General features: G+C 67.5%; 24 protein-coding genes. 6 read left to right on the top strand and 18 right to left on the bottom strand.

The genetic code is table 11. From position 1 onward, the window contains the following. Positions 1 to 9: 9 nt before the first annotated feature. Genes Q0Z66_RS02640 through Q0Z66_RS02620 form a run of 5 tightly spaced genes read right to left on the bottom strand, consistent with a single transcriptional unit; the run spans position 10 to position 4,168 of the window. Positions 10 to 1,677, bottom strand: a complete 1,668-nt coding sequence (locus Q0Z66_RS02640) for a cytochrome c biogenesis protein ResB (protein ID WP_298037426.1) — start codon at positions 1,675 to 1,677, stop codon at positions 10 to 12. 34 nt (positions 1,678 to 1,711) lie between these two features. After that, the gene (locus Q0Z66_RS02635) at positions 1,712 to 2,467 is read right to left on the bottom strand and encodes a cytochrome c biogenesis CcdA family protein (protein ID WP_298037423.1); all 756 of its coding nucleotides are present in this window, start codon (positions 2,465 to 2,467) and stop codon (positions 1,712 to 1,714) included. Next, entirely contained in the window at positions 2,464 to 3,105 is a 642-nt protein-coding gene (locus Q0Z66_RS02630; protein ID WP_298037421.1) for a TlpA disulfide reductase family protein, read from the bottom strand. Before Q0Z66_RS02630 ends, Q0Z66_RS02635 begins: the two co-directional genes overlap by 4 nt. Before the next feature lie 43 nt (positions 3,106 to 3,148). Continuing rightward, positions 3,149 to 3,772, bottom strand: coding sequence for a histidine phosphatase family protein (locus tag Q0Z66_RS02625; RefSeq protein WP_298037418.1), 624 nt, complete (start codon positions 3,770 to 3,772; stop codon positions 3,149 to 3,151). Between the two features lie 30 nt (positions 3,773 to 3,802). Beyond that, the gene (locus Q0Z66_RS02620; protein WP_298037417.1) at positions 3,803 to 4,168 is read right to left on the bottom strand and encodes a DUF5684 domain-containing protein; all 366 of its coding nucleotides are present in this window, start codon (positions 4,166 to 4,168) and stop codon (positions 3,803 to 3,805) included. A 99-nt stretch (positions 4,169 to 4,267) separates the two neighbouring features. Here Q0Z66_RS02620 and aspS point away from each other — a divergent pair, with 99 nt between their 5' ends. Together aspS and Q0Z66_RS02610 are read left to right on the top strand one after the other, a co-directional pair. Continuing rightward, positions 4,268 to 6,049 (top strand): aspartate--tRNA ligase, encoded by a 1,782-nt coding sequence (gene aspS / locus Q0Z66_RS02615; protein ID WP_298037414.1) that lies wholly within the window; start codon positions 4,268 to 4,270, stop codon positions 6,047 to 6,049. A 100-nt stretch (positions 6,050 to 6,149) separates the two neighbouring features. Continuing rightward, a complete protein-coding gene (locus Q0Z66_RS02610) occupies positions 6,150 to 6,662 on the top strand; it encodes a GNAT family N-acetyltransferase (protein WP_298037412.1) in 513 nt (170 codons plus the stop codon). Here Q0Z66_RS02610 and Q0Z66_RS02605 read toward each other — a convergent pair. The 10 genes from Q0Z66_RS02605 to Q0Z66_RS02560 all read right to left on the bottom strand — a co-directional run bounded on the left by Q0Z66_RS02605 (position 6,640) and on the right by Q0Z66_RS02560 (position 11,929). Further along, entirely contained in the window at positions 6,640 to 7,482 is an 843-nt protein-coding gene (locus Q0Z66_RS02605; RefSeq protein ID WP_298037410.1) for a TSUP family transporter, read from the bottom strand. The genes Q0Z66_RS02610 and Q0Z66_RS02605 overlap by 23 nt on opposite strands. 40 nt (positions 7,483 to 7,522) lie before the next feature. Then, the gene (locus Q0Z66_RS02600) at positions 7,523 to 8,278 is read right to left on the bottom strand and encodes an amino acid ABC transporter ATP-binding protein (RefSeq protein WP_298037407.1); all 756 of its coding nucleotides are present in this window, start codon (positions 8,276 to 8,278) and stop codon (positions 7,523 to 7,525) included. After that, positions 8,278 to 9,069 (bottom strand): amino acid ABC transporter permease, encoded by a 792-nt coding sequence (locus Q0Z66_RS02595; protein ID WP_298037404.1) that lies wholly within the window; start codon positions 9,067 to 9,069, stop codon positions 8,278 to 8,280. The genes Q0Z66_RS02600 and Q0Z66_RS02595 overlap by 1 nt, the downstream gene beginning before the upstream one ends. A 22-nt stretch (positions 9,070 to 9,091) precedes the next feature. Continuing rightward, a complete protein-coding gene (locus Q0Z66_RS02590) occupies positions 9,092 to 9,901 on the bottom strand; it encodes a basic amino acid ABC transporter substrate-binding protein (protein WP_298037401.1) in 810 nt (269 codons plus the stop codon). 137 nt (positions 9,902 to 10,038) lie between these two features. Then, on the bottom strand, positions 10,039 to 10,341 hold the full coding sequence (locus Q0Z66_RS02585) for a Dabb family protein (RefSeq protein WP_298037398.1): 303 nt from the start codon (positions 10,339 to 10,341) through the stop codon (positions 10,039 to 10,041). After that, the gene (locus Q0Z66_RS02580) at positions 10,338 to 10,595 is read right to left on the bottom strand and encodes a glutaredoxin family protein (RefSeq protein WP_298037396.1); all 258 of its coding nucleotides are present in this window, start codon (positions 10,593 to 10,595) and stop codon (positions 10,338 to 10,340) included. Before Q0Z66_RS02580 ends, Q0Z66_RS02585 begins: the two co-directional genes overlap by 4 nt. Further along, the gene (locus Q0Z66_RS02575; protein ID WP_298037395.1) at positions 10,592 to 10,894 is read right to left on the bottom strand and encodes a rhodanese-like domain-containing protein; all 303 of its coding nucleotides are present in this window, start codon (positions 10,892 to 10,894) and stop codon (positions 10,592 to 10,594) included. Before Q0Z66_RS02575 ends, Q0Z66_RS02580 begins: the two co-directional genes overlap by 4 nt. 79 nt (positions 10,895 to 10,973) lie before the next feature. Further along, positions 10,974 to 11,072, bottom strand: coding sequence for an AURKAIP1/COX24 domain-containing protein (locus Q0Z66_RS02570; protein WP_003792170.1), 99 nt, complete (start codon positions 11,070 to 11,072; stop codon positions 10,974 to 10,976). A gap of 135 nt (positions 11,073 to 11,207) precedes the next feature. Further along, complete coding sequence (locus Q0Z66_RS02565; protein ID WP_298037392.1) at positions 11,208 to 11,399, bottom strand: helix-turn-helix domain-containing protein; 192 nt, start codon at positions 11,397 to 11,399, stop codon at positions 11,208 to 11,210. 113 nt (positions 11,400 to 11,512) lie between these two features. After that, positions 11,513 to 11,929 (bottom strand): metalloregulator ArsR/SmtB family transcription factor, encoded by a 417-nt coding sequence (locus Q0Z66_RS02560; protein WP_298037390.1) that lies wholly within the window; start codon positions 11,927 to 11,929, stop codon positions 11,513 to 11,515. A 128-nt stretch (positions 11,930 to 12,057) separates the two neighbouring features. Between Q0Z66_RS02560 and Q0Z66_RS02555 the strand changes: the two genes are divergently transcribed. Continuing rightward, on the top strand, positions 12,058 to 13,455 hold the full coding sequence (locus tag Q0Z66_RS02555) for a potassium transporter TrkG (RefSeq protein WP_298037469.1): 1,398 nt from the start codon (positions 12,058 to 12,060) through the stop codon (positions 13,453 to 13,455). Continuing rightward, positions 13,448 to 14,119, top strand: a complete 672-nt coding sequence (locus tag Q0Z66_RS02550) for a TrkA family potassium uptake protein (RefSeq protein WP_298037387.1) — start codon at positions 13,448 to 13,450, stop codon at positions 14,117 to 14,119. Before Q0Z66_RS02555 ends, Q0Z66_RS02550 begins: the two co-directional genes overlap by 8 nt. Positions 14,120 to 14,134: 15 nt before the next feature. Here Q0Z66_RS02550 and proC read toward each other — a convergent pair whose 3' ends face one another. Then, positions 14,135 to 14,974, bottom strand: coding sequence for a pyrroline-5-carboxylate reductase (gene proC / locus Q0Z66_RS02545; RefSeq protein WP_298037385.1), 840 nt, complete (start codon positions 14,972 to 14,974; stop codon positions 14,135 to 14,137). 77 nt (positions 14,975 to 15,051) lie between these two features. Between proC and Q0Z66_RS02540 the strand changes: the two genes are divergently transcribed. Continuing rightward, entirely contained in the window at positions 15,052 to 15,360 is a 309-nt protein-coding gene (locus Q0Z66_RS02540; RefSeq protein ID WP_298037383.1) for a cation transporter dimerization domain-containing protein, read from the top strand. A gap of 18 nt (positions 15,361 to 15,378) precedes the next feature. On the opposite strand, the gene tadA is transcribed toward Q0Z66_RS02540, so the two are convergent. Beyond that, positions 15,379 to 15,831, bottom strand: coding sequence for a tRNA adenosine(34) deaminase TadA (tadA, locus tag Q0Z66_RS02535; protein WP_298037381.1), 453 nt, complete (start codon positions 15,829 to 15,831; stop codon positions 15,379 to 15,381). A gap of 81 nt (positions 15,832 to 15,912) precedes the next feature. On the opposite strand from tadA, the gene upp reads away from it, so the two are divergent. After that, a complete protein-coding gene (gene upp, locus Q0Z66_RS02530) occupies positions 15,913 to 16,545 on the top strand; it encodes a uracil phosphoribosyltransferase (protein ID WP_298037376.1) in 633 nt (210 codons plus the stop codon). A gap of 91 nt (positions 16,546 to 16,636) precedes the next feature. Here the strand turns inward: upp and Q0Z66_RS02525 are convergent, their stop codons facing one another. Further along, positions 16,637 to 20,110 (bottom strand): bifunctional RecB family nuclease/DEAD/DEAH box helicase, encoded by a 3,474-nt coding sequence (locus tag Q0Z66_RS02525; RefSeq protein ID WP_298037373.1) that lies wholly within the window; start codon positions 20,108 to 20,110, stop codon positions 16,637 to 16,639. Positions 20,111 to 20,161: the final 51 nt, after the last annotated feature.

The following is a 20,161-nucleotide window of genomic DNA, read 5'->3' as shown; positions in this document are numbered from 1 at the left end:
GGTCCCAGTCTACTTTCGGGGGGTTTCTGCGGAATCGAGGAGCCGTGCGTGGCCGGCGGCGAGGTCGTCGACGGCGGCGGCGAGCGTCGGATCCTCACCGCGGGCGAGGCCCGCGTACTCGAGGGTGATCGCGCCGTCCTCGGCGGTGGCCTTGACCCACATGCGCCGGCGGGGCACGAAGAGGGCGATCATCAGTCCGGCGAGGGCGAGCAGCGCGAAGACCAGCACCCAGACGGCGGATGCATCGTGGTGGATCTGCAGCGAGGCGAACCGTTTCACGGAGTCGAGGTAGTCGGTCGAACCGGCCGGGGCCTCGTTCTCGAAGGTGACGGTTCCTCGCCCATCGGGCAGCTCTGCCGTCTCGCCGGGCTGCAGCTCGATCGATTCGACGCCGCTGCCGTCGCCGACGATCGGCGTGAGCTCCTCGGTGTCGAGCACGTACACCGAGCGGGGCGTTCCGCCGTCGATGCCGAGGTCGCCCTCGTAGACGCGCAGCGTCAGCACGGGGTTGTACAGATCGCCGTAGATCGAGGTGTACGCCCCGGACTCGAGCTGGGCGACGGTCGGGTAGAAGAACGCGGCGATGCCGAGCTGCTCGGGCATGCCGTCGGTGACCTTGATGACGCCGAGCGAGGTGAGGTTGGTGTCCTGCGGGAGGAACGGGACCGAGTTGCGGAAGACGATCTCGTCATCGGCGTTGCGCACTGTGATGGTCGGCGCGTATCCGTTGCCGAGGAGATAGATCTTGTCTCCGGCGATGTCGAGCGGGTGGTTGACCCGCACCGCATCGTCCCAGGTGGCGTCCTCTTCGCGCACGCTGACATTCGCCGCGAACCCGCCGGCCTGACCGGAGGCCGCGCTTCCGTACTCCTCATAGGTGACGTCGAAGGAGTTCAGCGTCATGGCGTACGGCTCGAGCGCCTCATCGCTGACGAAGCGCCCGCGGTTCATGGATTCGTAGTCGAGCAGGGTGTTGACGAAGGTCTGCCCCTCGACGACAACGCGCTGGCCCGTGTAGGCGAAGCTGCCGCCGATGCCGACCGTGATGAGCACGCCGACGAGCGCCAGGTGGAAGAGCAGGTTGCCGGTCTCGCGCCAGTAGCCGCGCTCGGCCGACACCGACCAGGTGCGCCCCCGGTCGTACCGTTCGATGCGGTAGCCGAGCGCCTTGAGCTGCTTCTGGGCGACCTCGATCGACCGGGCGGCCTCCGCATCGGCATCCGACGCCTCACGCGTCGTCTCGCGGTGATCCTCGAGGCGCTTCAGGCGCGCGGGTGTGCGGGGCGGCCGCGCCTGCAGGGCCTTGATGTGGTGCTTGATGCGCGGGAGCACGCAGCCGACGAGCGAGATGAACAGCAGCAGGTAGATCGCCGAGAACCACGGCGACAGGTAGACGTCGAACAGGTCCATCGCGTCGAGCACGGGGAACAGGTCGGGGTTCTCGCTCTGCCACTGCGTGACACCGTTGGGGTCGGCCATGCGCTGCGGGAAGATCGAGCCGGGAATGGCCGCGACGGCCAGCACGAGCAGCAGGATGATCGCCGTTCGCATCGAGGTCAGCTGACGCCAGCCCCAGCGCAGCCACCCGACGAGACCCAGGCGGGGCTGGATGACCGCTCCGCCGTCGTTGTCGACGTGGTCGGAGGGCCGCAGCGGATCGGTGGATTCGGTTTTCACAGCATCCTTGTTCTTGTCTTCAGGGCCGGAGTTCTCAGAGCGGGAGGTTGACACTGCCCATCACCGCCGTCAGGCGCGACATGATCTCGGTCCACAGCCCCGTCACCATGAGCAGGCCGAGGGCGATGAGCAGCGCACCGCCGATGATGTTCACGATGCGGATGTGGCGGCGCAGGAATCCGATGGTCTTCGTGGCCCAGCCGAAGCCGAGGGCGACGAGCAGGAAGGGGATGCCAAGGCCCAGGCTGTAGGCCAGGCCGAGGAATCCGGCCCGCCAGGGGTCGCCGATCGTCCACGCGACGCTCGTGATGGCGGCGAGCGTCGGGCCGATGCAGGGCGCCCAGCCGATGCCGAGGGCGAAGCCCAGAAGCGGCGCGCCGATGAGGCCGGTCTTCGACCCGACCTGCAGGCGCACCTCGCGCTGTGCGAAGCCGAAGAGGCCGAGGAAGACGAGGCCCATGCCGATGATCACCGCGCCGAGAATACGGGTGATGATCTCGCCCCATTCGAGGAAGAACACCGCCGCGGTCCCGCCGATCACGGTGAAGGCGATGAAGACGACGCTGAAGCCGAGGATGAACAGGAGCACGCCCAGCACGAGGCGCCCGCGCCCCGCGGGGGCACTGCGGCCGGAATCGCCGTTCGTCACCACGGATCCGCCGAGGAATCCGAGGTAGCCCGGCACGAGGGGCAGAACGCAAGGAGAGAGGAAGGAGACGAGGCCCGCGAGCATCGCGACCGGGATGGCGAGCCAGAGGGCGCCCGAGCCGATCAGTTCACCGGTGTTCACGCGCTCTCCTCGAGCACATCCTTGACGAGCGTCGAGAGCACGCTGGCACCTTCCAGCTGCCCGATGATGCGGGCAGCGACACGGCCCTGCTTGTCGAGCACCAGGGTCGTGGGCGTCGCGTTGATCGGGGTTGCACGGGCGAAGGCGAGCTTCGCGTCGCCGCTGTCGACGTCGATGAGGCTCGGGTAGGTGATGCCGTAATCCTCGGCGAACGCCTTCGCCGTATCGGGCTGGTCGTAGATGTTGATGCCGATGAACGACACATCGTCGTCGGAATACTTCTGCCAGACCTCTTCGAGGTCTCCCGCCTCGACGCGGCAGGGCGCGCATCCGGCGTACCAGAAGTTCACGACCGTCACGTCGCCGGCGATGTCGGCGCTGTCGAAGGCGTCGCCGTTCTCCGTGACACCGGCGAAGGCCACGGGCTCGCCGCGGTCTTCGGGCTCGATCTCGATGACCGTGAACTTCGCCGAGATGTAGCCCTTGCCGTCGCCGGCGAGGTACTGCTCGGCGACCGGATCGGGGGCGCATGCCGTCAAGGCGACGGCGAAGACAGCGGCGAGCGCACCTGCGGCCACCCGGCGCGCAGCGCTCGAGCGGGAGGGACGGCCGTGACGAATCGTCGATACGAGAGGCACGAACCCAGTCTACGTCGCGGAATCTATGCGGGATCTGGGTGAATCACACCGCGCCGAGGTCGATGCCGGCCGCGGCGGGTTCGGCGTAGTCGACCTCGCGCCACACGTCTCCGACGCGCTCGAAGGAGGTGACGCTCGACAGGGCGCAGCGGCGGGTGCGGGGGTCGTGCCGCAGCTTGAGCCCGGCCATGTGCAGGTGCGTGATCCAGATCGGGGCCTGGTGCGAGACGAGCACGACATCGCCGTTCGGCGTCTCATCCCAGGCGCTGTCCATCGCCCGTTCCATGCGGTCGGCGATCGAGACGTACGCCTCGCCCCAGCTGGGCTGGGAGGGCTTGCGCAGATGCCACCAGTTGCGCGGATTGCGCAGCGACCGGCGCATGTTCGTTCCCTCGAACACGTTCGCGGGTTCGATGATGCGCTCATCGAGTGCAGCATCCAGACCGAAGATCTCGGTGAACGGCTCGGCCGATTCCTGCGTGCGCTGCAGCGGCGAGCAGCGCAGCTCGGTCACGGGTCGGCCGAGGGATGCCACGTGCTCGGCGGCAGCGCGGGCCATCTGCCGCCCGGCATCGCTGAGCCGATAGTGCGGCAGGCGCCCGTAGAGGATGCGGTCGGGGTTGTGGACCTCGCCGTGACGGACGAGGTGCAGGCGTTCGGCGGGCATGCCGTTCAGTCTAGGGAGCGGGGCGGGCCATCACACCTTTCGGTAGCGCGCGGAGCCGAAGCCGATGATGAGGTGCCCGATCACCGGGAAGAGCCACAGCAGGAAGAACGAGAACACTCCGCCCTTGCCGAAGTTCGCGCCCTCCTTGAACGCAACGATGATCGCGAAGACGATGTTCACGATCGGGATCAGATACAGCAGCGCCAGCCACCCCGACATCCCGGCGATGCGCACGAGGATGACGATGTTCACGATCGGGATCAGGGCGAGGATGCCGAGATACCCGGCCTTGGAGAACACCTGCCACAGGGCCACGGCATAGATGATGTAAAACACGAGCCCGATGAAGCCGACGCCTCCGGAGAAGACCTCCGCGGTGTAGTCATTGATGTTCATGGCCGCGAGTATAGGGGCGGTCCTCTCCTCCGGTCGAGTGGCACGACGACGTCCCGCGTAGAATGGCGGAGTTCCCTTTTCTGAACTGGAGGAATCTCCGTGCTTCGCACTCACACGACCGGCTCCCTGCGCGCCGAACACATCGGTCAGACCGTCACCCTCACGGGTTGGGTCGATCGTCGTCGTGATCACGGAGGAGTCGCCTTCATCGATCTGCGCGACGCCTCGGGCATCGCCCAGGTGGTCATCCGCGACGAAGAGGTTGCGCACCCGCTGCGCAGCGAGTTCGTCCTGAAGGTGACCGGTGAGGTCTCGCAGCGCCCGGAGGGCAACGCGAACCCGAACCTGCCCACCGGCGAGATCGAGGTCATCGCGACCGAGGTCGAGGTGCTCAACGAGTCCGCTCCCCTGCCTTTCCAGGTGTCCACGGGCCTCGGCGACAGCGAGACGATCGGCGAGGACGTGCGGTTCAAGCACCGCTACCTCGACCTGCGCCGTCCGTCCGCGGCATCCGCTCTGCGTCTGCGCTCGAAGGTCTACAAGGCCGTGCGCGATGTGCTCGACTCCCGAGAGTTCGTCGAGGTCGAGACCCCGACGCTGACCCGTTCGACCCCCGAGGGCGCCCGCGACTTCGTCGTGCCCGCGCGTCTGCACCCGGGCAGCTGGTACGCCCTGCCGCAGTCGCCGCAGCTGTTCAAGCAGCTGCTCATGGTCGGCGGCGTCGAGAAGTACTACCAGATGGCCCGTTGCTACCGCGATGAGGACTTCCGCGCCGACCGTCAGCCGGAGTTCACGCAGCTCGACATCGAGATGAGCTTCGTCGACCAGGAGGACGTCATCGAGATGATGGAGGCCATCGTCGTCGCGATGTGGCAGACCATCGGAGCCTCGGTCCAGACCCCGCTCCCCCGCATCACCTACGCGGATGCCATGGCGAAGTACGGTTCGGACAAGCCCGACCTGCGCTTCGGCCTCGAGCTCGTCGAGGCGACCGAGTACTTCAAGGACACCACGTTCCGCGTGTTCCAGAACCCCTACGTGGGCGCGGTCCGCATGCCCGGTGGCGCATCGCAGCCGCGCAAGCAGCTCGACGCCTGGCAGGATTGGGCCAAGCAGCGCGGCGCCCGCGGCCTCGCATACGTGCTCTTCAACGAGGACGGATCGCTCGGCGGCCCCGTCGCCAAGAACCTGTCCGAGACGGAGCAGGCGGGACTTGCTGCCCTCACCGGTGCGGAGGCGGGCGACTGCGTGTTCTTCGCCGCCGGCTCCGCCAAGGAGTCTCGCGCGCTGCTCGGCGCCGCCCGCGTGGAGATCGGCCGCCGTCTGGGTCTGCTCGACCCCGACACGTTCGCGTTCACCTGGGTCGTCGACGCTCCGATGTTCGAGCCGGCCGCGGATGCCGTCGCATCCGGTGACGTCGCCGTCGGCGCCGGCGCATGGACCGCCGTGCACCACGCGTTCACCGGCCCGAAGCCGGAGTTCCAGGACACCTTCGACACCGACCCCGGTTCGGCCCTCGCCTACGCCTACGACATCGTGTGCAACGGCACCGAGCTCGGCGGCGGCTCGATCCGCATCCACCGCGAGGACGTGCAGAAGCGCGTCTTCGAGGTCATGGGCATCTCGGACGAGGTCGCTCAGGAGCAGTTCGGCTTCCTGCTCGACGCGTTCAAGTTCGGCGCCCCGCCGCACGGCGGAATCGCGCTTGGCATGGACCGTGTGCTGCAGCACCTCACGAAGACCGATTCGATCCGCGAGGTCATCGCGTTCCCGAAGACCGGCAACGGCTTCGACCCGCTGACCTCGGCACCGGCACCGATCACCGATGCGCAGCGCGCCGAGGCCGGCGTCGACTTCGTCCCGGAGGACGACGAGGCCTGAGCCCCGCTTCATCGTCGAGCCCCGTCTTCCCTGCGCAGGGAATACGGGGCTCGACTCGTAGACGGCGACTCGATGGAGCGGGGTCTGGGATGCTGGAGGCATGCTCGTCTCCCTCCCCCTGCCGCACTCCTTCGACAGCCGCGCCGGGTCCGTGATCCTGCGCCGCGCGACCGCGGCCGATGGCGATGCGCTCATCGCGCTGATGTCGGACGACCCGATCAGCGCGAGTCGTGGAGACGTGGCATCCGCCGATGATCGTCCCGCGTACCTCGAGGCGCTGTCCGCCGTGCTCGCCGAGCCGTCGAACGATCTGCTCGTCGCCGAGCTCGACGGCGCCGTCGTCGGCACGCTGCAGCTCACCTCCATCCCCGGCATGGCCCGGCGCGGCGCCCGGCGCCTGCTCGTGGAGGCCGTCCGCGTGCGCAGCGATCTGCGCTCCGCCGGGATCGGTTCGGCGGTCATGCGCTGGGTGACGGATGCCGCGGCCCCCGCGCTCGACGCGCAGATGGTGCAGCTGACATCGGATGCCGCGCGCACCGATGCGCACCGCTTCTACGAGCGCCTCGGGTTCACGGCATCCCATGTGGGCTTCAAGTACCACCTGCCGCACTGACGCGATCCAGCGCGACCGAGATGTTCTCGTTCCAGACGTCGATGCCGAGCTTCACGATGAGGCATGCCACGACGGTGAGGAACACCACGCGGATGAAGTTCGTGCCGCGGGAGATCGCCATGCGCGACCCGAGATAGCTGCCGGCGACGTTCGCTGCGGCGAGGATTGCACCCAGCAGCCACAGCACCGCACCGTGCGGGATGAACAGGAGGAGCGCCCCGGCGTTAGTGGCGAGGTTGACGATCTTCGCCTTGGCGCTTGCCTGCAGGAAGTCGTAGCCGAGCAGCGCGACGAGCGCGATCACGAGGAACGTGCCCGTTCCCGGCCCGATCATTCCGTCGTAGAAGCCGATCACGAGGCCCGTCGCCCCGGCGGTGATGTGGTGCCTCTTGCCGTGGAAGCGCAGCATGGTGGATGCCCCGAGCTGCGGCTTGAACGCGGTGAACAGTGCGACGGCGATGAGAGCGACGACGATGATCGGCTTGAACGCCGATGCGGGCAGGATGATCGCGACCCCGGCCCCCGCGAACGAGCCGACCAGGGCGATCAGAGCCATCGGGATCGCGGTACGGATGTCGGGTTTCGCGCGCCGATAATAGGTGACGCTGCTCGTGGCGGTGCCGAACACCGAGGCGAGCTTGTTCGTCGCCAGCGCCTGAACCGGAGCGATTCCCGGGATGAGGAGCAGTGCGGGCAGCTGGAGCAGCCCTCCGCCGCCGACGACCGCATCGACCCAGCCCGCGGCGAACGCCGCGATGACGACGAACGCGAGCATGCCCCAAGTGAGCTGCTCGAGCCCGAGAATCGTGCCGATCTCCATCAGGTACAGGATGCCAGATCAGACGCGCTGGCCCGGCCCCTCAGAGCACGCGCGCCAGGAAATCCTGGGTGCGCGGATGCTGCGGGTCGGACAGCACATCGTGGGGCGCCCCTTCTTCGACGATGACACCGCCATCCATGAAGATCAGGCGACTGCCGACCTCACGGGCGAAGCCCATCTCGTGCGTGACGACGAGCATCGTCATCCCCTCTTCCGCGAGTGCACGCATCACCTGCAGCACCTCGCCGACGAGTTCCGGGTCCAACGCCGAGGTCGGCTCGTCGAAGAGCATCATGTCGGGGTTCATGCACAGGGCTCTCGCGATCGCGACGCGCTGCTGCTGGCCTCCGGACAGGTGTCCGGGAAAAGCATCCGCCTTCTCCGCGAGCCCCACGCGCGCCAGCATCTCGTGCGCGATCCTCTCGGCCTCGGGCTTGCCGCGTCTCTTCACCCGCCGTTGCGCCATCGTGAGGTTGCCGAGGACCGTCATGTGCGGGAAGAGGTTGAACTGTTGGAAGACCATGCCGATGCGCTGTCGCACCCGATCGATGTCGGTGTCCTCGTCGGTGATGTCGACGCCCTCGATGAGCACCCGGCCGCTCGTGGGCTGCTCGAGCAGGTTCACCGAGCGCAGCAGCGTCGATTTGCCGGAGCCTGACGACCCGATCACGCACACGACCTCGCCGGCCGCGACCGTCAGATCGATGCCCCTGAGCACCTCGTTATCGCCGAAAGTCTTCACCAGCGCACGCACCTCGATCGCGGGGGCGCTGAGGTCGATCTGAGCGGTCGTCATCATCTCTCCTTCGCCATGCGTCGTTCGAGCCACGCCACGAAGCGCGTGAGCGGGATCGTCACGACCAGATACAGCAGCGCGGCCATCACGAACGGCGTCGCGCTGGCATTCTGGGTGAGCCCATCGCGGGCGAAGGTCGTCAGCTCCTTCGTCAGCAGCGTCGTGCCCGCCATGAACATGAGCGAGGTGTCCTTGAGTAGCAGCACGAACTCGTTCGTCATCGGCGGGATGATGATGCGGAAGCCCTGCGGAAGCACGACCCAGAACATCGTCTTCATCGGCGACATCCCCAGAGATCTGGAGGCCTCGGTCTGCCCCTTCGGAACCGCCTGGATGCCGGCACGGATCGTTTCGGCCATGTAGGCCGATGCCACGCACACGAGTCCGAGGAGTCCGGCGCCGACCGACCCGCCGGGGATGCGCACATCGAGCGCGATCGGCAGCATGTATGCGAAGGCGAAGATCGTCATCAACGCCGGCAGGCCCCGGAACAGCTCGATCCATGCGGTCGACACCCACCGGAACGGCCCCACCTCGGACAGCTTCATCAGCGCCAGGACGATGCCGAGCACCAGTCCGCCGAAGAATGCGACGAGGGTGAACAGGATGGTGTTCTTGAGGGCGATCGTGATGATGCCCGGGAACATCTTCGCCGCGACCTCGGGGTTCGCGAACTGGTGCGCCACCTTCGGCCAGTCGGTGCTGAGCACCGCCCAGATGAGGATCGCAGCCAGAACCGCATAGGTGCCGAGGTGGTAGATCCGGTTCTTGGTCCTCTTTCGAAGCGCCATCTCGCGCTCTCCGCCCGCAGCCTCAGTTCGCGGTGAAGTAGGCGTCGTAGATCGTGTCGTACTCGCCCGAGTCGCGCAGATCCTGCAGCGCCGCGTTCACCGCCTCGCGCAGTTCGACCTTCTCCCCCTTCGCGAAGGCGAAGCCGTACTGCTCATCGGTGTCGTACTCCTCGACGATCACGTAGCCGCTGTCGGCATTCTCGTGTTCGAGGTTGACGGGCTGGTCCTGCAGAATCGCGTCGATCTGCTTCGCCTGGATCGCCGGCCACAGCTCACCGTCGGAGGGGAACTGCACCAGCGTCGCACCGGCGGCGTTCTCGGTCGCGTAGATCTCGCCCGTCGTGCCCTGCTGAACGCCGACCCGCTTGCCGTCGAGATCATCGATGCCCGTGATGTCGCTGCCCTCGGGCACGAGCAGCGACTGCAGCGAGTCGTAGTACGGGTCGGAGAAGTCGATGTTCGCCTTGCGCTCCTCGGTGATCGTCATCGCCGAGCCGCCGAGGTCGCAGTTTCCGGCCAGCAGTGCCGTTCCGGATTGCAGGGCGTCGAAGTTCGTGACGACGATCGCAAGCTCGAGATCGAGGCTCTGGGCGATCGCGTCGAGCAGGTCGATGTCGAAGCCGGTGTAGCCGGTGCCGTTGTCTCCGCCCTCGAACTCGAAGGGCGGGAACGGGATATCGGAGCAGACGGTGAGCACGCCGGCATCGACGAGGCCGTATTCGCCCCCTCCGTCCGCAGGCGCGTCATCCGCACCGGATGCGCAACCGGCGAGGGCCAGGGCAGCGGCGGAGACGAGGGCGAGACCGAACAGGGTGTCACGACGACGGGACATTATCGCTCCAGGAACGAGCGGGGCGACGATGCCCCGCTGGCGAATGTTTCGCCCATCCTGGCACGGAATCGACTGGATGTCTCGGGTCGGACTGTTACAGTCCGGTTACACCGCATTCACTGAAATGCGACCGGCGGTCAGACCTCGAAGTCGACGGCCACGCGCGAGGCGACAACGCTCTTGATGTAGGTGCCCGCCTCGACGTGCGCGGGGTGCACCTGGTACTGCTCGAGCGCCTCGACCGAGTCGAAATCGGCGACGAGCGTGACATCCCAGTTCGAATCGGCGTAGAGCATGTTCGCACCCGCAGAGATCGATGCGATCTGCGGCACGACGCCGTCGAGGGCGTTCAGCCGCCGCGCGATCTCCGCAGCCTGGGCGCCGCGCTCGGCAGCATCCTCGCTCGCGAGTTTCCAGGTGACCACGTGTCGGATCGTCATGCCTTCTCCAGCCTTTCGCGCAGGCGCTCCGGCGAGACCCGCCATTGCGCATGGAATTCGTCGTCGATCAGGACGACCGGGATCTTCTCCCACCACAGTTCGTGAAGCGCCGCATCGTCATCGATCGAGCGTTCGACGATGTCGATACCGTCGCCGATCTCGTCGGGCAGCTCGGCGACGACCTGCTCGACGATGCCGAGCGCAGTCGGGCACAGGTGACAGCCGGGCTTGCCGATGACCGTGATGGACGTCACGCCGACGGCACCTCGACCGGGTTGCCCAGGGCGATCCACTCGCCCGTACCGCCATCGACGTTGGTGGCGTCGTGCCCCTGAGCCTCGAGCGCCTGCACGACGCGCGCCGAGCGCCCGCCTGCCTGGCAGATGACGTCGAACGGCTCGGACGGCAGCTCGTCGAGACGGTTGCCGATCTCGGACATCGGGATGTTCACGGCGCCGGGGACGTGGCCGGCGGCGAACTCGTCCTTCTCGCGCACATCGATGAGCGGCGTGCTCTCGCGCTGGGCGAGTTCACTGATGGTGATCGACTTCATGGCTTCCTTCTCTGCTCGGAGGTCGGCACAGACACGAAGCGCCCGTCCGGGGACAGGCGCTTGGTGTCTTTTTGCCGCTTTACTTCTTGTTGCGGCGCTGGTGGCGAGTCTTACGAAGCAGCTTGCGGTGCTTCTTCTTCGCCATGCGCTTGCGGCGCTTCTTGATGACAGAACCCACGGAAACCTCACTAAGTCAGTGGCAGGGCGTCGCAGGAAGTCGGACACCCGGGATCGGGCATGGAAAATGCCTCGGATTAGTTTAGCAAACCCCGAACGGTGCAAAGTGCACGTTCGCGATCTCGGCCGAGACGAATCAGCCGACGTCGGAGATCGGCTTGTGCAGAGCGTCGGTGACAGCGGATTCCGGAACCCGGTAGCTGCGCCCGAAACGGATCGCGGGCAGCTCGCCGGAGTGCACCAACCGGTAGACGGTCATCTTCGATACACGCATGATCTCCGCGACCTCGGCAACCGTCAGGAACCGCACATCAGGCACTTCAGGCATCCCCATACCTCTTCTCTGCTGAAGCACACTCTATGGGGTGGGTGGGACAGCTGTAAACCCATGGGACGAATGTGACCCATGTGAACTCATGGGCCACTGGAGAAGTCGGCCGATCAGGCTCCGAGGCGCTTGAGCGCCGTGGTGACGACGTGCTTCGCGGATGCTGCGGCGCGGCCCACGACCTCGGCGGCATGCGTCGCGCTCTCCGGCAGCGGGGGGAAGGAGAAGTCGATCTCAGGGGCGGCGTCGCCGAACGCATCGACGAGGAAGGGCACGAGCCAGTCGTCGACGGCCTCGAGAGGACCGACCTCGATGCTGTAGAAACGACGCTGTCCGTCTTCGCGCACACTGACCAGCTCGGCTTCGCGGAGCACCTTGAGATGCTTGGAGACGGTGGGCTGGCTCGCGCCCAGCTCGCTGACGATCTGCGAGACGCTCGTGCCGTTCTCACCGTCACTCGACCGCCGCAGGAGGAGCTGGAGGATGTCGCGCCTCGTGCCGTCTGCGATCACGTCGAAAATGTCGGTCATGGCTTCAGGCTAGTCGCCCGCGGGCCGGAGTACCATGACGGAGGCCCGCCGGGCGTTCCCGGCGGACGGCGTCAGCGAGTCGGGAGAGGGGCGACGTGTCCATCATCGGATCCTCCTCGTCCTCCGCGATCGGCCTGCGCGCGATCTGGCACGGCATCCGACGCATCGTCACATCATCGCCGTCCCGCTTCGCGATCCTCATCTTCGCAGCGCTGATCCTCGTCTTCACGGCGCTGTTCTCCCTGCCGATCGCCTCGGCCACGGGAGAGGCGACGCACATCAGCGATGCACTGTTCACCGCGGTGTCCACGATCTGCGTCACCGGACTCGCAACCGTCGACATGGCGACGCACTGGTCGCCCTTCGGACATGTGCTCATCTTCCTCGGGGTGAACATCGGCGGCATGGGCGTGCTGACACTCGCGTCCGTCCTGGGACTCGTGATCTCGAAGAAGCTGGGTCTGCGAGCGAAGCTGCTCGCCGCCGGCGACAGCAACCCGCTTCGCGCGCACGGCGGCGTCGTCAACGAGGGCCAGACGGTGCGCCTCGGCGAGGTCGGACAGTTGCTGAAGACGGTCGCCCTGTCGCTGATCGTCATCGAGCTCGTCGTGGCCGGCTTGCTCTACCCGGGGCTCGTCATGGCCGGCATCCCCCCGTTGGCGGCCCTCTGGGAGGCTCCGTACTACGCGGCGATGGCGTTCACGAACACCGGTTTCGCCCCGAATGCGACGGGTGTCGTGGAATTCATCGACGACTACTTCGTGCTCGCCGTCCTGATGATCGGGGTGTTCCTCGGCAGCATCGGCTTCCCCGTCATCTACACGCTCGCCAAGCACCACTGGCACGTGAAGCGCTGGTCGTTGCACTCGAAGCTCACGCTCATCACCACGTCGCTGCTGCTCGTCGCCGGCGCCGCCGTGCTGATCGTCCTCGAGTACAACAACCCCCGCTCCTTCGGATCGATGGACGCCGGCGACACCGTCTTCCAGTCGTTCTTCCTGTCCACGATGACCCGCTCCGGAGGCTTCAGCGTCATCGAGATCGATGACCTCAACGGCTCGTCGACCCTGGCGATATCCATGCTCATGTTCGTCGGCGGCGGGTCCGCCTCCACCGCCGGCGGAATCAAGGTGACGACCCTCGCCGTCCTCGCCATCGCGGTCTGGTCGGAGGCGCGCGGGCGCCAGTCCGTGCAGGCCTTCGGCCGTCGCATCCCGAGCGACGTGCAGCGCGTCGCCCTCAGCGTCGTCGCGTGGGGCGCCACGATCGTCGCCCTGTCGACGATCATCATCACGCAGATAACGAAGGCGGAGGTCGAGCACGTGCTCTTCGACGTGATCTCGGCGTTCGGCACCGTCGGCCTCACCACCGGGCTCACCGAGTCGCTCCCGGATCCTGCCGTGTACGTCATGGCCGTCACGATCTTCATGGGGCGCGTTGGTACAGTGACACTCGCCGCGGCGATCGCCGCGACGACGCGAACGCAGCTCTACTCGCTGCCCGTCGAAAGGCCGATCGTTGGTTGATGTCCTCCGGGGCGACGCCCCCGTCCTCGTCATCGGACTCGGACGCTTCGGCGCGGCCTGCGCGGGCGAGCTCGACCGTCTCGACCGCGAGGTCCTGGCGATGGACGAGAACCTCGAACTCGTGCAGAAATGGTCAGACCGCGTCACCCACACCGTGCAAGGCGATGCCCGCAACATCGATGCGCTCAAGCAGATCGGCGCCCAGGACTTCCAGGTCGCCGTCGTCGCTGTAGGCTCCCTCATCGAGGCATCCGTGCTCATCACGGCGAACCTCGTCGACCTGAAGGTCCCCCAGATCTGGGCCAAGGCCGTGTCGCAGTCGCACGGCAAGATCCTCGCCCGCGTCGGCGCGAACCACGTCATCTACCCCGAGCGCGAGGCCGGCGAGCGCGTCGCGCACCTCGTCAGCGGCCGGATGCTGGACTTCATCCGCTTCGACGACGACTTCGTGCTCGCGAAGATGTACCCGCCGAAGTTCATCCGCGGAGTCGGTCTGAACGAATCGGGCGTGCGCTCGAAGTACAAGGTGACCGTCGTGGGCGTGAAGAGCCCGGGCAAGCCCTTCCGCTATGCCGAGGCCGACACGGTCGTCACCAACCACGACCTCATCATCGTCTCGGGCACCAACGGCGATATCGAGCGCTTCGCGGGCCTGGCCCGCTGAGCGTCGCCGCGCGGATCACTTCCCGACGGCGATCTCCTTGGCCCGTGCGAGAGCCGCATCCGTCGCCTCGGCGAACACCTGATCGAGCTTCGCGTCCTGGAGCACGGCGACCGCTCGTTCGGTCGTGCCCTTCGGGCTCGTCACGCGTCGGCGCAGCTCCGCCGGCTCGTCATCGGATGCTGCCAGCAGCGCCGTCGCCCCGATGAAGGTCTGCTCGGCCATGAGCCGGGCATCCGCCTCGCTGAAGCCCTTGCCGATCGCGGCCTTGGTGAGCTCCTCGATGAGCAGGAACACGTACGCGGGACCGGACCCGGAGATCGTCGACAGCGCATCGATCTGGCCCTCGGGAACCTCGATCACGGCGCCGACGAGCTCGAAGAGGCGGCGCACGACTGCGAGATCATCCTCGGATGCAGCCGCACCGCGCGCCAGGCCGGTGACGCCCTTGCCGACGGTCGACGGAGTGTTCGGCATCGACCGGATGACGCTCACGCGATCGCCGAGAATCGTGGAGAACGTGTCGAGGGTGATGCCGGCGGCGAGGCTCACGACGATGGCGTCCTCGCGCAGCACGGGCGCGATCTCGCGCAGCAGATCGGGGACCATGGCCGGTTTGACCCCCACGAAGACCACCCGTGCGGATGCCGCGGCCTCGGTGTTCCCCGCGGGCTCATGCTCGAGGGCGATGGCGCGCACACCGCCGAGCTCGGCGAGTGCCGCAGCCTTCTCCGGAGTCCGATTGGTGGCGATGATGCCGCCGTCGGTCGGCAGGCCCGAGGCGACGACGCCGTGCAGGATCGCGCCCCCCATCGAACCGGCACCGAGGAACGCGAGCGAGGGAAGCGAATCAGCCATGCGGACATCCTATGCGGGGCATCCGAATCCGCCCCGGCTTCCGTGCACTCGCGCACCCTGCGAACTAGACTCGCGGCATGAGCGCACCGACCGATAAGAAGACCCTCGACCTCATCATGGATGCCATCATCGGGTGCGCCGACGTCGAGAAGCTCATCAATCTGAAGACCCTGCCCACCGATGACGGTCTCGTCGTCGCCGCGAAGGTGGCCCTGCCGGGCGATCGCACCGTGCGCGAGGTCGCCGACCGGATCGATGAGATCGAGACCGGGATCCGCGCCACGGTGCCGGGCGTGCGCTCGGTCTACATCCAGCCCGACATCTACCGGCCGTCGCTCGACCCCGAGCCCTCGACCGACGTCTTCGTCCTCAAGTCCGAGGACTGACGCTCGGGCGGCGCCGGCTCAGCGCCGCTGCTCGAAGAAGTCCCGCAGCACGGCGATCGCGGCATCCGGAGCCACTCCTCCGACGACCTCCGCCCGATACGGCAGCCGCCGATCGCGCAGCACGTCGTACATGGAACCGGCAGCACCTGCCTTGTCATCCCAGGCGCCGAACACGACGCGACCGATGCGGGACTGCAGGATCGCACCGGCGCACATCACGCACGGCTCCAGCGTGACGACGAGCGTGTGACCCTCGAGGTTCCACGAACCGATCCGTGCGGCTGCGGCGCGAAGCGCCACGATCTCCGCGTGACCGGTCGGGTCGTGCGTCTCCTCGCGGGTGTTACGGCCCTCGGCGATGATCACGCCGTCCCCGTCGAGCACGACGGCTCCGACGGGCACTTCTCCGGCATCGGACGCCTCCCGAGCGAGCGCGAGCGCGCGCAGCATCCCCTCGTCATCACCAGCCATGACTCGAGCGTATCCGCCGCGCCGCCCGTTCCTGAGAGAAGTTCCTCCGTTTCCCGAGGGCGGGCGCATTATCCTAAGAGCATGCGTGTTCACGTCGCCGACCACCCCCTCATCACCCACAAGCTCTCGGTGCTGCGCGACCAGCGCACCCCGTCGCCTGTCTTCCGCCAGCTGACCGAAGAACTCGTCACGCTGCTCGCCTACGAGGCGACGCGCAACGTCAAGGTCACCCCGATCGAGATCACCACCCCGGTCACCACGACCATGGGTGTCAAGATCTCCGAGCCGCGACCGATCGTCGTCCCCATCCTGCGCGCCGGCCTCGGCATGCTCGAAGGCCTCGTGAAGCTTCTGCCGACCGCCGAGGTGGGCTTCCTCGGCATGGTCCGCGACGAGACGACCTACGAGCCGATGACTTACGCCGAGCGTCTCCCCGACGACCTCAGCGACCGTCAGTGCTTCGCCATCGACCCGATGCTCGCCACCGGCGGCTCGCTGGCCGCGGCGATCCAGTTCTTCTTCGACCGCGGGGCCAAGGACGTCACGGCGATCTGCCTTCTCGGCACTCCCGAGGGTCTGAAGGCCATCGAGGACCTCGTCGGCGACCGCGATGTCACGATCGTGCTCGGCGCCCTCGACGAGGGTCTCGACGAGAACCGGTACATCGTTCCGGGACTCGGCGACGCCGGCGACCGCCTCTACGGCACCGTCTGATCCCACGGCGCGAATTCCTCGGGCTTTCTCTTCCCGTTGGCGCTGCAGATCCTTCTGCAGCGCCAACGTCGTTCTCGGGGCGGACTCCCGATCAGTCGCGGTCGGCGCCGACGAGACGGGCGAAAGCGCTGAGCCGGGCCACGCCATCAGCCGTATAGGGCAGGTCGTCGAGCAGTGCCGGCGAGTGGACGAGATAGGCGGCGACCTGAGCCCGCGAGATCGCAACGTTCAACCGGTTCTGCAACAGCAGGAACTCCGGCCCGCGCGGCGCGTCTCGACCGCTCGAGGCCGCGAGCGTCGTGATGGACACCGCCGCCTCTTTGCCCTGGAAGTTGTCGACCGTTCCGACCGGGACCCCGGAGAGCCCGGCCGCGGCGAGCGCATCGATCACCAGCTGCTTCTGCGCGTTGTACGGGGCGACGACGATGATGTCTTCTTCGACGAGCGGGCGCACGGGGGTCACCGGGTCGATATCGCTGAAGGAGAGCCCGAGCAGTTCACGCACGAGCCGCACGACTTCGGCGGCCTCCTCCGGTGACTCAGTGGCATTTCCGCGGTGCCGGACGGGCACGACGTGCAGGCCCGGTTCGATGCCCTCGATCGCACGACGCTCGGTCCCGGGCGCCGAGGCGAGCTGGCCCGCATAGGACAGGCGGGACACCGGCTCGGCGACGGCCGGATGCATGCGCCAACTGCAGGGAAGGAAATAACCGTGCTCGGGGCGCACGACGGCCTCGCCGTTCATGACCCAGCCGAGGGCAGAGGTGTCGACGGGTTCCGGATGTGCGCCCTGGCTCACCTGCGGCAACTGCTGCGGGTCTCCCAGCAGCAGCAGGTTCTTCGCCCCGGCGGCGACGGCGATCGTCGATGCGAGCGAGAACTGCCCCGCCTCATCGACCACGATGAGATCGAGCCCGCGCCGATCCACGCGGCTGATGTTGCTGAAGTCCCACGCCGTTCCGCCGACGACGACGCCCTGCCCCGCGCGCTCGTGCAGGAATGACGCCATGCCCGCCTTCGGGATGACGGTGTAGGCGGGGTCTGCGTTGCGATCCTTCGGCGCCTTCGCGACCTGGCCCGCGGGCACCCCCGCTTCAATCACGCGTTCGAGGAGGGTCTCGATGATCGTGTGCGACTGCGCGACGACGCCGATGCGGAAGCCGTGCTCCCGGACGAGTCGGGCGATGACGTGCGAACCGGTGTAGGTCTTGCCCGTTCCGGGAGGACCCTGCACCGCGAGGTAGCTGTGATCGAGGTCGCGCACGGCGCGGACGATGGCATCGATCGTGTCGCCGGCCGCCTCGGGAATCCCCCGGCCGGAGAGCGTTCGGGGCTCGAGGCGGCGCAGGATGTCGGTGGCCGCGTCGCGCGGGAATCCGGGTGTCGCCGCGTGCAGGGCATCCGCCCACTCGTCGATCGCCCCCTGCAACGAAACCACCCGCGGCGGTGCCGCGGGAGTCAGCGCGATCGGCAACTCGTCCCAGGTCTGGCCGTCCACCGCCGACTCGACGATCAGGTATCCGTCGTCGAGCACCTCGGAGACCGCCACCACGCGTGGCACGTGCACGGCCCGCGACACCGTCTCGGCGTCGAAGGGGGCGGGGCTCGGATACAGCGCGAACGGCTGCGCACCCTCGCCGAGCGTCGTCCCCGGGGAGACCTCGCCCCGAACCTCGATCTCACGCGACATGACGCGGCGCCCCTCCTCGACGCTCCAGTCGCGCCGCAGCGTCGAGGAGCCCGCGTCGATGTGCACGACATCGCGGGTCTGGTCCCACATCGCCACGGGCTCGCGCAGACGCTGGAAGTGTCCGACCCAGAATGCCTTCGCCTCGCGCGGGTAGTAGTCCAGAGCCGCAGCGGCGACTCGATGCGCCTCACCCGTCCCCCCGGATTCGACATCGCTCTCGGCGTCGGCGAGCAGCGCGACGGAACGCTGCGACGGCTCGTACACGAACTCTTCGTTCTGGTCGGGCGGCGCCGGCACGACTCCGGACTTCTGCGCGAGTTCGATCAGCCAGTTGCGCAACCGTCTCGTCGACACGCAGTCGTATCGGTTGTAGTCGGCCAGGTCGTCGAGGACGGACTGTGCCTCCGCCGGCTCCCCCGCTGCGAGAAGCTCGCGTGCGGCGACGTACTGAACGATCGAATCGTCGCCCTTCTGCACGTCGCTCGTACGCACATCGGCGCCCATGTACAGGGGCTCGAGCTTCTTGATCGAGTACGACCGCGACCCCACACGGACGGTGCGCAGCACGAGCGGATAGAGATCGACGAAGACCCCCTCGCGCAGGAGCCGGTCGACCTCGCCCTCACGAACGCCGTAGCGCGCCGCCATAGTGACCAGATGCGCGGTCTCGTAGGGCGCGTAGTGGTAGATGTGCATGTCGGGGTGCGCCGCACGGCGTGCAGCGATGAAGTCGAGGAACGTCTCGAGGGCGCGGCGCTCCTCGTCGAAGGAGTGGGCCCACAGCGGCGTGTACTGATCGGCGTTGTCGACCCAGCCGAAGAGATAGTCGATGCCCCACTGCGGCGGCCGTTCCGCGGTCTGCTCGGTGTACAGCGGGTCGCCCTCGAAATCGAAGAAGATGTCGCCGTGGCTCGGTCGCGGCAGTGTGTGGATGGCCCCCGGGTGGTAGACCTCGAAGGTCGGTTCGTCACCGCTCTCGGCCTGCAGCTGCAGCCGGGCCTGTGCGCGCAGCGCCGCGAAGACATCGGCGTTCATGCCGCGCGGCGCCACCTCGGCGACGGCGAGATCGTCGATCGTGCGGATGCCCGCCGCTCGCAGACGCGTGCGCTGGACGGGCCGCATACGGGCGACCATCAGAAGATCGCGCGCCGCGTCGACCTGCTCGGTGCACGTCGCGCAGCGGCCGCACGCCATGACGGCGAGGTCGCCGCGGTCATCGCCCCACGCGAGCGGAGCGCCGGCTGCTCCCGCGGGGACATCGCGGTCGGCGATCAGGGCGCGCAGGCGTGCGCGACGGACGTGGAAGAGCGGGAGGAGATCTTCGACCCGGTGCGTCGAGGTCGTTCCGTCGCCGAGAAGCAGATCGACCTCGTCGGAGCGCGGGATGCCGAGCCCGTCGAGCTGGTCGACATATGCCGCCAACTGCATGAGCGCGGTCACCCGCGCCGTGCGGGCGAGCTTCGAGTCCTGCACACGCCAACGTCCGTCGTCATCGCGCAGCAGGAAGTCGGCGAAGCCGACGAACTCGTCGGTCGAGAAGGCGGCCTGGAACACGAGTCGCGCGTCGGAGCGCAGAGCAGCGATCGTCTCGTCGACGACGGCGCGCAGAGCGGCAGGATCCGCCGACGATACCTTCGAGACCTCGTGCACCGCATCGGCGCCGAGGCTCTCGCGATAGGCGGCGAGCACCCGCTCCTCATGCCGGTCGCCGAGACGCGCCGCCCGCTCGAGCGTCGCGTCCTCGGGCTCGTCGACGACGGGCACGCGCCCGAGCTTCGCATCGATCGCCCGGGCCCAGGCGAACTCGCATTCGGCCGCCGCCTTCAGGTCGCTGGCGCTGAAGATGACGCGCTGCGCCACAGAGTCGATCCGCATGGTTCGAGCGTAGCCGTGGGCTCGGACACTGCCCCCGACGCCCCTCCGCGG

The organism is uncultured Microbacterium sp., from assembly GCF_947632095.1.
Lineage (GTDB): Bacteria > Actinomycetota > Actinomycetes > Actinomycetales > Microbacteriaceae > Microbacterium.
Note: the sequence above shows the minus strand (reverse complement) of the source record. Positions and strands in the feature narration are given on the sequence as shown.

What these genes read in the sequence shown, in the direction of transcription:
- Q0Z66_RS02610 (WP_298037412.1), top strand. Translation starts at nt 6,150, where the DNA reads ATGCTCGTCTCCCTCCCCCTGCCGCACTCCTTCGACAGCCGCGCCGGG.
- Q0Z66_RS02620 (WP_298037417.1), bottom strand. Translation starts at nt 4,168, where the DNA reads ATGAACATCAATGACTACACCGCGGAGGTCTTCTCCGGAGGCGTCGGC.
- proC (WP_298037385.1), bottom strand. Translation starts at nt 14,974, where the DNA reads ATGGCTGATTCGCTTCCCTCGCTCGCGTTCCTCGGTGCCGGTTCGATG.
- Q0Z66_RS02595 (WP_298037404.1), bottom strand. Translation starts at nt 9,069, where the DNA reads ATGGCGCTTCGAAAGAGGACCAAGAACCGGATCTACCACCTCGGCACC.
- tadA (WP_298037381.1), bottom strand. Translation starts at nt 15,831, where the DNA reads ATGGCTGGTGATGACGAGGGGATGCTGCGCGCGCTCGCGCTCGCTCGG.
- Q0Z66_RS02605 (WP_298037410.1), bottom strand. Translation starts at nt 7,482, where the DNA reads ATGGAGATCGGCACGATTCTCGGGCTCGAGCAGCTCACTTGGGGCATG.
- Q0Z66_RS02575 (WP_298037395.1), bottom strand. Translation starts at nt 10,894, where the DNA reads ATGAAGTCGATCACCATCAGTGAACTCGCCCAGCGCGAGAGCACGCCG.
- Q0Z66_RS02540 (WP_298037383.1), top strand. Translation starts at nt 15,052, where the DNA reads ATGAGCGCACCGACCGATAAGAAGACCCTCGACCTCATCATGGATGCC.
- Q0Z66_RS02585 (WP_298037398.1), bottom strand. Translation starts at nt 10,341, where the DNA reads ATGACGATCCGACACGTGGTCACCTGGAAACTCGCGAGCGAGGATGCT.
- Q0Z66_RS02625 (WP_298037418.1), bottom strand. Translation starts at nt 3,772, where the DNA reads ATGCCCGCCGAACGCCTGCACCTCGTCCGTCACGGCGAGGTCCACAAC.
- Q0Z66_RS02525 (WP_298037373.1), bottom strand. Translation starts at nt 20,110, where the DNA reads ATGCGGATCGACTCTGTGGCGCAGCGCGTCATCTTCAGCGCCAGCGAC.
- Q0Z66_RS02590 (WP_298037401.1), bottom strand. Translation starts at nt 9,901, where the DNA reads ATGTCCCGTCGTCGTGACACCCTGTTCGGTCTCGCCCTCGTCTCCGCC.
- Q0Z66_RS02565 (WP_298037392.1), bottom strand. Translation starts at nt 11,399, where the DNA reads ATGCCTGAAGTGCCTGATGTGCGGTTCCTGACGGTTGCCGAGGTCGCG.
- Q0Z66_RS02600 (WP_298037407.1), bottom strand. Translation starts at nt 8,278, where the DNA reads ATGACGACCGCTCAGATCGACCTCAGCGCCCCCGCGATCGAGGTGCGT.
- Q0Z66_RS02560 (WP_298037390.1), bottom strand. Translation starts at nt 11,929, where the DNA reads ATGACCGACATTTTCGACGTGATCGCAGACGGCACGAGGCGCGACATC.
- upp (WP_298037376.1), top strand. Translation starts at nt 15,913, where the DNA reads ATGCGTGTTCACGTCGCCGACCACCCCCTCATCACCCACAAGCTCTCG.